The following is a 12,391-nucleotide window of genomic DNA, read 5'->3' on the forward strand; positions in this document are numbered from 1 at the left end:
ATCCTATTCTTCGTCCTCTACTTCAAAGCTCAGACCGATACCGCAACTGGGACACGTCGTCATATCAATCGTTATTTTTGCACCGCATTCGGGGCACACATATTCTTCGTCTTCTTCAATCTGCTCCGCAGCGGATTCCGCGGCAACCGGAGCAGGGTCTTCCACAAATTCAACCGTATCGTTAATCAACGATTGAACTGCGGTAATATCGGTATCGGAAAGTCCTTCAATCTGCCGAATGGCACCGCTTTCGACAGACTGCATGAACTGTTCTATATCTTCTATGCCGTTTTCTTTCAGCACTGCCGCGACTTGTTCGTCAACTCCGGGCAATTCGGCAACGGATGCAATCGTTTCGGGAATATCGGAAAAGAGCTGTTCGACAGCTTTGCGAGACTCGGCCACAACGGAATCGAACTCTTCATACTGAGCTTCGGTTTTGACGTCGATACTCCAGTCCGCCAGCCGGTTTGCCAGCCGGACGTTCAAGCCCTGCTTGCCGATAGCCAGTGAAAATTGCTCTTCGGGAACGACCGCCAAAGCCTGACGCTTCGATTCGTCGAGAATCACCACGTCCAGCACTTCCGCCGGAGAAAGCGCGTTTTTAATGAATTCGCGGGGATCGGGATCGTATTTCAGAATATCGATTTTTTCACCTTCAAGCTCACGGATAACGGCCTGAATACGGACACCTTTTAAGCCGACGCACGCGCCGACCGGATCGATATCTTCTCGGTGAGAGAATACGGCAATCTTCGTACGATAGCCGGGTTCACGCACGATTTTATGGATTTCAACCGTTTTATCGTATATTTCGGGAACTTCAAGCTCCACAACCGCTCTGACAAAATCGGGATCGGTACGGGACAACACCAGCTGTAAACCGGAATTCGTTTTTTTTACGTCGGTAATCAGCGCTTTGATGCGGTCGTTTTTATGATACGTTTCGCGCGGAGACTGATTTTTTGCGGGCAGAACGCCTTCGATTTTTCCCAAATCGACGTAAATACTTCCGTTGCGCTCGCGCTGATAATAACCGATAATAATTTCTCCGACTTTATCCTTATATTCGGCAAACAGACTGTCTTTTTGAATTTCAGAAAGAGACTGATGCGCGGTCTGTTTTCCCGTCTGAACGGCGGACCGGTCGAATTCCTTAGGATCAACCAGAATATCTATTTCATCGCCTACTTCGCACTCGGGACTCAATTCGAGCGCTTCGTCAAGTTCAATTTCCGTAACCGGATCGTACACACCGTCGACGATCACTTTGCGCGAATAAATCGCAACGTCCGACAAATCATCGCTGAATTTTACCACTGCGTTATCGCTCGTACCGAACTTGCGTTTATATGCCGCTTTCAGCGTGTTTTCAATAGTTTGAAGAATAGCGTCTTCCGAGATTCCTTTATCTTGCGTCAATTGGCGGATCGCATCTGCCATTTGTGAGGACATATCAAGCCTCCCCCTACATTTGTAATAATTTTGCTTTCGCTATACGGCCGTACGGGATTCGCTTCGATTCCGGCGCACCAATCGAGGGTTCCGCGCCTTTTACGAGTTCCGTACGTATCATCTCCAATGTTACAGATTCCGTGTCGGATACGACGATCTTTCCGGCAATCCAATCAGTTACTTCGCTGTCCCACACCCGGACTAAATGCCCCGTAAACAGGGCGAATTCTGCCGCGTTTTTTATGACCCGTTCCATTCCCGGAGAAGTTACTTCCATATAAATGTCCTGGGAATTAAGCACAACTTCAAGACGGGGCAGCAACGCGCGATGCACTTTCGCGCAATCATTTATTCCTATCAAGGCGATGGAATTTTCTCCGGCAGGATGGGAAATAACCGCCAGCACACGAATCACACCGTGCTGCGGTATCACACGCAATTCCACTAACACATAACCTAAGCCTGCAACGAGCGGGCTGCATTCTGTATAATGAGGTATCGTATCAAGAGAAATATAATCCACACAATCTCCATGAGCAGTAGGCCGAATACTGCCCGCGTACAAAAAAAGAGCCGTTTGAACGACTCCCGACACTAAGGATATAATTATTGTTCGTATAAAGTATACTTGATTGAATAAAAACTGTCAATACAGCGCATTGGCTTTATCAGAAGTAAATAGAAAGAATAAAATGAGACTCACATGGCGCGCGCTGCAACTGCAGATGTAAAAAAACGATGGTAATGCCAATCACAATTAGGATTACCACCGTTCCAAATAAAATTATCAGTAACTCACGTTTTCAGATACATCAAAATTTATAGCCAAGGCCCAGTGCCGGCAATATCGTCATGCCGTTTTTGATAGTATCGTCGATGCCTGTCAGGAAAAAATCATACGCAAACGTAAATTTTCCTGCTGCGTACAGCGATTTAGTGAAATAGACATTAATTCCCGCATTCGCGCCAAAACCGAGATACAAATCACCACCTGAAGATTTTCCTATAACCTTGAAGCGGTCATATCTGAAATGCCCTCCGGGAGTAAGTAAGATTTCCACACGATCGGTAGAAAAGACTTTGATAACCGGACCGATAAGCGCATCAAAAATGATATAAGAATCAAAGCCATCTTTGATATTACCTTCGCCAGATTCTTTGCCGTAATCCGTTTTTACTTCAGTTTTGAATTTCATCGGAAACGACAAATTCATAAAACCACCGAACGTCACCCGGCTGTTACCGTTAAACTCATACGCTCCGAATCCCACAGACGGTCCGCTGAACGTAAGATCTATAGTTGCAGGAACGCTTCCGTTCAAATACCCTTCAAGTTTTGCAGTTTGAAACGCCCCCCCCCGGTGAATTCCATGTTTCCGCTTGCAAACACTGCACTTCCAATACAAAAAGTTACCATCATTAAAATGATACTTTTTTTCTGCATACTGATACCTCCTCATATGCCTTATGTTACTGTGTATAATCATATCATGAACTAAATCATTTTGCAATAAAATTCAAAAATACGCAGTGCACTGCTGGGATGGAGCGAGGAACACGACATCACGTTCACACGTCCGTACAGGAAGAACGACAGCTGTTTCGTGAAACAGGAAAACGACAGCGTTGTCCGCCGCATCATCGGATATGAGCGTAAAGAGCGCACAGACACATGACTTCGGTTAGATTTTTACGTGATTCAATACGGTAGGAAACATCAGCAATAAATCAAGATACCATTGTGTACTGTTTGTGTAGGTGACAGCAGGAAGTTACACAATTACAAGTTATTGTAATACAAGAATCTGGAACAGGAATACACAATTTCCTTTATCTTGTCTATTGGTTATTCCATAAGGTGAAATTTAAATACGATTCGGAAACCAAAGGACTGGAACAGGCTTTTGACAAGACTTAAAAAGATGAGCGCCAAGCGGCGCTGAATACTGAGGTTTTATGGTTGACACGATTGCAGTCCTTGCGGCTGTTGCTACTTTTACTGAAAACCACGGAACATCAGAACAGAAACATAAAGAACGACTATAACCTTCCGAAATTATCATCAGCCGAGTGTTTCCTGCCGCCGAGTATTTTCAACATCCGCTTTTCCTTCTGTTTCATCAATTTGTGCTTTGATTTTCTGGCATTCCGTTCTCGCATCCATGCGCAGGATTGTTTCTTCTCTGCAACAGGAACTTTGCCTTACTCCAGAAGTCGACAGTATTATCCTCTTTTATCTCAACGGGAACATACGCCTCCTTTCCTGATGAGAACATCCTGTCAAATACGGACAGCCGCTGCTGTTTATACAATCCAAGCTCGCAGGCTCTCGCCATGAACGTAATATACATCTTCTCATCGAAGAACAGCTTCCTTGAAACCGGCTTTATGCACCTGAAATCACAGCGGCTTATGGCATACAAAGCGGCTTCTCTCTGGGTTTTTCCAGGAAGCAGCTGGCATATGCCGCCGTCCGGATCTTTCATAAAGGCCTCGTCAAAGGCATTGTTATGGTCGAAAAGCGGGTGCATGCAGACAAGGCTGCCCATCTGGTTGTTCATATAGAAGCCCCAGTTGCCGCCATGCCTGTCGCTGTTCGCAATCAGATAATCCGCAACGATTGTCTTATAGAACATCTCACTGTCGATTCTCTTCGCCTCGGAGAAAAAGTCCTTACCGTTCCGAGAAGCCCAGATGTCAAGCTCGATGGAGTCCACGATGCTCGTATTGTCAAAATTCATATTCTGACAAGCGCATACAACTCTGTCCTCTTTCTTTCCGAGTGTGTATTTGACGTGGGGAACATTGAAACAGTCCAGAATGTCACTTGCAAGAACTTCCCTGCGACATTCGTTTCCGCCGGGCGAATCGGCCTTATACAGATACAGGCTCCCGTTCTCCCTATACCAGGCCTTCGCATAGGCTCCCTGACCGGTTACCTCAGGACTCCTGATTTTTCCTGTAATTGGCAGGGACTTTCCGAAAAGCGCAATCTGCTGAAGCGTCTCGTGCAGAGGATTGTCCTGTAAATTCACATCAGCCCAGCTTTCCGTCTCTGAATCAGTTATCCAGTAATTGTCTGCAACAGAAAGCGCTTTGCACAGCATCATGGCCTTGTACCGGCTCTCAAAATCATTGTTCTGCCTAATATGAAGCTGGTTCATGATGTACTTCGCATTCTCTCTTTTGACGCTCAGGCTTCTGTTATAGAAGAATGTCGAAATCAGCTCCTGGTTGTTGAACCATATACTGGACATATCTGCTTTTACAGTCCTTGTCGTATCAACCAGGCTGCCGCGCAGAGTAAGCGGCAATAAATCCGGTCGGAGAATTTCATAGTGTTTCTCATTCAAATCAAATTTCAGGACTGTAATATCCTCCAGCTTCATGAAAGTCATATCACATAACCTCCTTTGTTCTGCCCGGTGCGGGAATATTCAGTACAATCCACTAGATTAAAAATACACATATCCATTATACACTATTTTCATAGATATTACATCTAATCGAATAAACGCCGCTTGTCATCAAGATCGGAATGAATCTGACTCCTTATGAGACGCTTCTTGCAGGACATAAAATCACTCTCCCTGTAGGCAAGGTTCAGACCGCAGTTCTGGCCGCAATAGCACAGAATTTTAAAAGATAAATATCCTCTTTCAAAATATTGCGATACAAATCTTAGAAAAAACTATGTTTATACTTAACGGAAAATACACATACAAAGCAATTCTCAAATCAATTGTTTTTGCTGGCTGGAAAAAGGCAGAAAAAGAATTTATAAGAATATCAACTCAATCAGAAATGATAACAACGGCTGGCTTTTTTCATATCTAAGAAAAACCGCCCCGTTTGTTTTTGAAGAACTTATCTTATTGTCATTCAGAAGGCAGAGTTTTACCAATTTATGGAACAAGCTGAAAATGTAATTAAGAAACTGTATTTTAATTACTCGTCAATCAAGGAGATTGAAAGGATTACAAATATTTCATAAAAGATGGCAATCGCTGGCCTTTTTCAATCAGGTTCACATAATTGACATTCTGTTCAACAGATTGCATTGCACCTTAATACAAGTTAAAGGAATAATTTATAATTATACTGATTATACTGAGGCGCTCGGATTATGCAGACCGCCGGTTTTTATTCTTCCCGGCAAGCGAGCTCCTGCACGGTTTCCAACGGGAGTTCCGTCGCGGCAGCAATCTGCTCCGGCGTAAGTACGCCCATAGACAGGAGATTGCCGGCCGTAGCGTATTTTTCTTCCGCAATACCGCTGATTCTGCCTTTTTCCATGCCGCGTATTTCGCCCTTAGCCATACCGCTCGATTCGCCCGCTGCAAAACCGAGGGATTCGCCTTCTGTAAGGCCCTCGGCAAAGCCTTCCTTACGGATGCGTTTGATTTCTATCTCGTACTTCATGAACACCCCCTTGGCGGCACCGTCGGTTTTCAGCTTGAACACCCGCTCGGCAAAGCTCTTCGCCGTCTCCGTGTCCGTTCCGCCTTCCGCTATGTAGTGTAACATGGCCGCCGTTTCAGAATCAAGCTCGTTTTCATACGCTGAGGCATTGTAAACGACGGCAAACCGTTCGTCCCGGACGTCGAGCGCAGTGTGCTCGTCGCAGACGGTTCTGAGCGTGTAGCGCGGCAGCCCTTCGCCAAACGGATCCTTCGTGCAGATGAACAGAACGTACAGCTTTTTCAGGTCGTCGTAATCAACGCCACGCTGTGCGGTGCCGATGTCGATGGAGCTTTGGTAATAGCGGATCCGTTTGAACAGGTTCGGCTCGGAGGTCGTCTGCATTTCGACGTTGACGATTTCACCGGTGGTTTCGAGCAGCACGTCGAGGCGGACGCTTTTGGAGCCGGGTGCGGCGGCGAGCGTTTCCTGCGTGTTGACGTAGGTGATTTCTTTTGCGTCCAGCTTGAGCAGGGTGCGCAGAAGGAGACGGCACAGTTCGGTGTCGTGAAGCATCGAATAGGCGAAGAAGAAGTCGTTGGTGATGGTAACGTCTTCCCAGCGGGGAAAATCTGCGTTCATGGTCTCTCCTGTATATGACGCTCCGAGCGGACGGTGCCGGTTGCCGCCGGTGGGTGGCAGCAGTTCTGGCAACCGGGCAACGTTGGCCAAAGACGGCGGCTCGGCTCAGCGACTGGCCGCGTATCCGGCAACCGGGCAACGTTGGCCGAAAGCGCCGGCCGCGGCTCAGCAAATAGCTGCGATTTCCGATAATCGGTACCGTTCACTCGGCATATATATTATGGGAGAAAATGAAGTGAATTTGCTGCATCAAGCAAGTTTTTTTTGAAAATCAGATATTTTGAATAAAGACAACTGCATTGTATAGCCTAGAAGCCCTTCTATCTTGGCTTCAGTGTACGTCCGTTTCTACTTTATACCAATAAGCTTCATCTTTGCCTATTTTTTTATGTCATATTTTCTTCAAGTTGTTTTTCTCGTGGTGGTAAATCAGGGTTTGTAATTAAAATTGATGAAATACATGTATCATCCCATTTCCGCCCAGGATATACATCTTTTATGGTTATACGAATTTTATCAGTCTTTTCCGGTAATTGTATAACATTATATTTTACAATATCTTCTAAATTATATTCTTTTGAAAACTTCGGATTTTCCGATTCTATTAGTACTCTTTTCACTCTACTATTATCAAGATATAGATTCATCCGTCTAAAATCTACAAATCCATTTAATATTTGTATTTCATCAGATTTATATTTGAATTCAACCTTTTTATTATTATCAAAAACTTGTGTAATTATGCAATTCCCCGGTGAAAGAAAAATAATAATATATTCATTTTCAAAACCAGAGAAATTGTCAAATGTTGTGGATGAAAAATCCTGGGATTTGTTTAGGCTGCAATCTGTAAGATTCCATCTACAAAAGTTTTATCTTCTTTGACCAGCTGGAGCTTTTCAAAACCTTTGAGCCGTCTCCAGTTCTTTTCAGCTTCCTTGCAGAGCTTAAACACCATTGCGAGCGTGGCATCCGCAGAACCATTTCCTTTAGTTGACCTGTGCCTTAGCCTTACCGTTGCGAACATCGATTCAATCGGGTTTGAAGTCCTGATATGAACCCAGTGCTCTGCCGGATAATCATAGAACCTGAACAGGTCATCGTAATCTTTTGCAAGGCACTCCGTTGCTTTCGGATATTTCAGCTCATACGTATCAATGAAATGCCGATAGGCATCCTGTGCGTGCTGTTTTGTGTCTGCAAGAAAAATATCCTGAAGTTTCTTTTTAGCCGCCGGCTGAACGCAGTCCGGCATTTTGTCCAGCACATTGCCCGTCTTGTGAAACCAGCATCGCTGGATTTTCATCTGACCCCAGACTTTATCCACTGCATTTTGAAATCCAAGCGCTCCGTCACATATTGCAAGTTTTGGAGCTGCCGTAAGTCCGCGGAATTTCAAGTCGCGCAGAACCTCAAGCCAGGATTCCTCACTTTCACGCACTCCCTGATGAACTGCCACAAGCTCCTTCTTTCCGTCTACTGTAACTCCAATTATTACAAGGAGACAGAGTTTCTGGTCATCAAGCCGGGCATTGCAGTAGACACCGTCAGCCCACACATATACGTATTCTTTTCCGTCAAGCCTTCTGTGTGCCCATTCGTTATATTCTTTCCGCCAGACCTCCTTGAGTCTTGTTATTGTTGCCGGAGAAAAGCCTTTCGCGCCTTCTCCGAAAATCGCCGTTAGCGCATCCTGAAACTTGTTTGTGGAGATTCCTTTCAGGTACAGCGTTGGAATCACGTTCTCAAGTGTCGGTGTTTTCCGCATGAACCTGGGAAGAATCGCACTTGTAAAACGCTCTGGACCAGGAAGAGCACGGTCGTCAATGCGAGGCTGGCGGACTTTGATTGTTCCGCATGTCGCCTGAATTTCACGTTCCGGCATATAGCCGTTTCTGACCACCGTCCTATGTCCGTCTGCATCCAGCTTATGCTGATGTTTCTGGATGAACTGGTCAACTTCGCTTTCCAATGCCGCCGCGAGCATCTTTCTTGCCGATTCCCGGACAAGATTTTCAAAAAAATCTGCACTTGCTGTAGTGCTTTTTTCCAAATTCCACTGTAAAATATTTTCCATAAGAGACTGTCCTTTGTTTTTGTTTGGTTTGGTCATTAAACTTTAACAAATCTCAGTCTCTTTTTCTATTTTTAATTTAACTCATCCACAACTTTTGAGTATAACTCTCAAAACCAGCAACATCCGTTGAAAGACTTTTCAAAGGAATATGGGAACCAATTGATTTCTTGACAAAAAGTTACACCTGTAATCGTTAAAGCGAATACTATTCCAACAATTTTTTTCATGGCCTTACTTTCCCCTCTAGTTTTATGTTAAACTCATATCCATTGTATATTCCCCAGTACTTAAATAAATCTAATTGTTGTTGAAAATGAAGGGAGTGTGCTACAACGAATCAATATAGGCTCCGTAGACCCAGCCTTTTGTGCCGTTTTGCAATTCTACATTGTACCAGTAATCGTTCATATCGCCTATTTGCTGTTTGTCGGTACTTCGGTCCAGAATTTTTACAGAGTCCCCTTTGTTTACATAATCAAGTGTTTCACACTTTAAGTTTGGTTCTGAACGTACTCGCACTCGGCTGTCGTTAATAGTTCCATTTGTACTAACCGTTTTTGTGAGATTGTTTTCTAGGACTACCCAATTGTCAGATAATGAGTCTAATGGAATATATCCTACAATGTCATCATATTTTATTTTCAGCCAAAAATAATTGCCTACATTTGAGTCTTCTACTGCATCTATAATATCAAATGACTGTGTTGGTTCTAAAACAAATAATGCTTTTGATGTTTCAGATGTTGTTTCCATTACTGAAGTAGTTTTTTTTACAGTAAATGTATCACCTTTTATTACAGAATTATAGGAATCTTCTATTTTTAATACTGGTGTGACGTTTGGAATTTGTATTAACCAAGCATTTTTATCAGTTATATCATCTTTTGTAACAGTTACAACATATTTATACAGTTTTCGTCTATCACCAATGTTTGTTTCTTCTGCTCCTCTCCATATTTTTATAAAAGAAATTGTAAAATAACTATCTTCAATTTTTATATCACTTAAATTAATATAATAACCAGAACTTTCATAAATAAGTTCTGCAAACCCTCTAGAATCGAGAACTACAGAAGCTACTAAACCTCTTGAATTTGGCGGTGTAAAATCAAACACAACTCTACTCTTTGTAAAGTGATTTACATTAAAAATTTCTTCAATAATTGTTGCATTTTCCCAAATACTTTCACCATTAATAAATACAGTCAATAAACAAAATATAATTAAGCTAATTTTCATCTTCATACTAATTACTCCTGTTGTTCCAGTATTGGTAACCTGTTCTATACTCCCAATGTAAATGAGGCCCAGTTGAGTGACCTGTATTTCCTAAATTACCTATCTGTGTTCCAGAAGGTATATAAGCACGCCATAAATTTGCATTTGTAGTTTTCTGTAACAATTCCATCAATGCAGTAGTTGAACTTGCGTTACTCTGTAAGTGTCCGTAGATAATAGTGCTATTATTACCAAATAATCTAATTTCATTTCCTGTATTTAAATTCAATGGAACATTAGAGTTAATAGAATTTGATAATAAATAACCTGCAACATTAGTTAAAACAGGAAGACCTTCTACTCCATAACTTTTTATATCAACTGCAAAACCACGAGGGTCACCCCAGCCATGGTTTGTTCCATCTTCATAATAAGCATATGTTGAAATTGCTGTGTTTGGAGAATTTACAGGATTTAAGATTCCTGTAGAATCAAAAGCTCGATAGACAGAATTATCATTTGAGTAATTACCAGATCTTATACTTTCTGCAATGGCACTTACTGCCGATTTTGCATCTTTACTTTCATAAGTTGCATTCTTTTCAACACTTCCATATGTTGCAATAACATTATCATAGCTTTCAGCAAACTCATATAAACCTCCCATCATTGTTGATGCGACTATCGAGTTTGATAGCATATTTCCGCCAAAAATATCATTCATTAATACATCATTATGATATGCTGCTACTGCAGAATCCATACTTCCGCCATAGGTTGTCATTACTTGATCTGCATATTTTAATTGAAATTCATATGAAGCTTTGAATAAATCAGTTGTCTTTATTTGCATATCTTCATTTAACAGAGCACTAATTTTATTTTCACTATAAAAAGCACCATCTTTGTAATGATCATAACCTGCTGCAATCATTAATTTATTTGCTTCGACTGTACTTATGCCAAGCATTTGAGATAATGAGTCTGTATATCCGCCGGTTCCCTCATACTTCTTTAAAAGCTCCCCTTTTTCATCATACAGGTCTTTCTTTCCATCAAAAACAATATTTCCATTAGCTAGAACTTTCCAATAATCTGCACTGCTATCATAATTCCCATCTACATACTTTAGAAAGTCGTCCATATTGCCACCGAGGTATGCGTTTATGTCTTTCGCTAAATTCTCTGTTACCCCAACATTTGCTCCATCTTGCAGCATTCTTACTGCCATTCCTGTGTGTCCAAAGGTTGCAGCTAAGGTTTCGGCTTTCTGATTATTTCCTATGACACCGTCTCGGTATGCTTCATGGCCTAATGTTATTGCGTTGTTATAGTCGTTTCCGCTGTTGAGCATTTCTATGGTACGGCCGCCGCTTCCGTTACTGGTTGTTTGTGCGTTCCAACCTTCTGATTTACCTGAACCATCACTAAAAACTAGTTGATCTATTTCTGATGCTAAACGTGCGGCCGTGTTCTCTTGTGTCCAGTCTCCGTATACATAGGCGTTGTATGCGGCGTTTCCTTTTGCATCTCCATATTCTGCTTTATATGCTTCAAGAGATGCTTTGTCTGTCATGCGTTTGGCAAGGTTATACAAGTTTCCTCCTACATCTATCCCGCCCATTCCTATACGGCCTGTTACACCATTACTTCCGATGTTTACTTCCAGTAACCCCGTATTACTTAGCTTTTGTGCTATGCTTCCTAATCTACTTTGTCCCAGGCCGTTATTTCGGGCTATTCCTGTTCCTGCCATGTCTATCATACTGCCTAGGTTCGCCACGTTCAAGGTGATACCTCCCATGGCTTCGTAGGCTGCTCCAAAGTTTCCGCCATTAAATGCCAAGTACGTTCCATATGTTGCCGCTTGTGTGGCAGCTGATGTGGCAAGGTTCATGGCTCCTCCATAGAACTTATTTGTTGCGGCTCCCATTGTGCCAAAGGCGCTTCCCATTCCGCTTCTTATTCCGGCACTCAATGCTCCTGACACACTGCCTGCACTCGTCCATCCGGCGTTGCCCGCTTCCCAATCCATCCATTCCTTCGTTCCAAGCTTACTCAAGTCCAGCGCGTTCACATAATTGTTCGCCACACTTCCCGCGTAAGAGCCTGCGGCACTTATTCCCACTTGGGCAAATATGTTCGCTGCCTTGCCGCTCTTCGATAACGCGGTTCCCGCGGCATTCCCTGCCCACTTCGTCACGCTTCCTACTCCCCTGTTCACCGCTTGTGTCAGTGCTTTCTTTCCCAGTTCGTTTCCTATCTGCTCTACTGTTTTATATCCTCCTCCCAAGTCCATTCCTGCAAACAATGCGTCGTCTACATATCCCAGCCACCACTGCTGGCCGGTCGCGCTTCCCACTACTTCCAGCGCTATCTCCGTTACTTCTCTCAGTGTCGGCGCTTTCAGCCAGGAGCCGCTGTCATCCCACAGTCTTTTGTCGTATCCGGGTTTTCCCAGTTCTGCCATTCCCTGCCGCGCTTTCATACTGTTCCAGTCGCAATCCGGCTTTCGCCGTCTTGCTTACCGAGTTTAGAAGCCTCTCTGCGCTCGGTTTCTAAACTCGCCCGTTCTAACATTTATTTCGTCAATCGATC

At 43.3% G+C, this 12,391-nt stretch carries 9 protein-coding genes; all 9 read right to left on the reverse strand.

The window, feature by feature from the left end:
• Positions 1-3: 3 nt before the first annotated feature.
• On the reverse strand, positions 4-1,455 hold the full coding sequence (nusA, locus tag TREBR_RS10180; RefSeq protein ID WP_013759093.1) for a transcription termination factor NusA: 1,452 nt from the start codon (positions 1,453-1,455) through the stop codon (positions 4-6).
• A 13-nt stretch (positions 1,456-1,468) separates the two neighbouring features.
• A complete protein-coding gene (locus TREBR_RS10185; protein ID WP_013759094.1) occupies positions 1,469-1,978 on the reverse strand; it encodes a ribosome assembly cofactor RimP in 510 nt (169 codons plus the stop codon).
• Positions 1,979-2,267: 289 nt separating this feature from the next.
• The gene (locus TREBR_RS10190) at positions 2,268-2,942 is read right to left on the reverse strand and encodes a hypothetical protein (RefSeq protein ID WP_013759095.1); all 675 of its coding nucleotides are present in this window, start codon (positions 2,940-2,942) and stop codon (positions 2,268-2,270) included.
• A 633-nt stretch (positions 2,943-3,575) separates the two neighbouring features.
• Entirely contained in the window at positions 3,576-4,853 is a 1,278-nt protein-coding gene (locus TREBR_RS10195; RefSeq protein ID WP_013759096.1) for a HipA domain-containing protein, read from the reverse strand.
• 745 nt (positions 4,854-5,598) lie between these two features.
• Positions 5,599-6,498, reverse strand: coding sequence for an Rpn family recombination-promoting nuclease/putative transposase (locus tag TREBR_RS13810; RefSeq protein WP_013759097.1), 900 nt, complete (start codon positions 6,496-6,498; stop codon positions 5,599-5,601).
• 386 nt (positions 6,499-6,884) lie between these two features.
• Entirely contained in the window at positions 6,885-7,271 is a 387-nt protein-coding gene (locus TREBR_RS14805; protein WP_425358336.1) for an NADase-type glycan-binding domain-containing protein, read from the reverse strand.
• A 62-nt stretch (positions 7,272-7,333) separates the two neighbouring features.
• On the reverse strand, positions 7,334-8,575 hold the full coding sequence (locus tag TREBR_RS10210) for an IS256 family transposase (RefSeq protein ID WP_013758161.1): 1,242 nt from the start codon (positions 8,573-8,575) through the stop codon (positions 7,334-7,336).
• A gap of 327 nt (positions 8,576-8,902) precedes the next feature.
• The gene (locus TREBR_RS10215; protein WP_013759098.1) at positions 8,903-9,820 is read right to left on the reverse strand and encodes an SH3 domain-containing protein; all 918 of its coding nucleotides are present in this window, start codon (positions 9,818-9,820) and stop codon (positions 8,903-8,905) included.
• Position 9,821: 1 nt separating this feature from the next.
• A complete protein-coding gene (locus TREBR_RS10220) occupies positions 9,822-12,263 on the reverse strand; it encodes a M23 family metallopeptidase (protein ID WP_169310639.1) in 2,442 nt (813 codons plus the stop codon).
• Positions 12,264-12,391: the final 128 nt, after the last annotated feature.

It is taken from the genome of Treponema brennaborense DSM 12168 (assembly GCF_000212415.1).
Taxonomy (GTDB): Bacteria; Spirochaetota; Spirochaetia; order Treponematales; family Treponemataceae; genus Treponema_F; species Treponema_F brennaborense.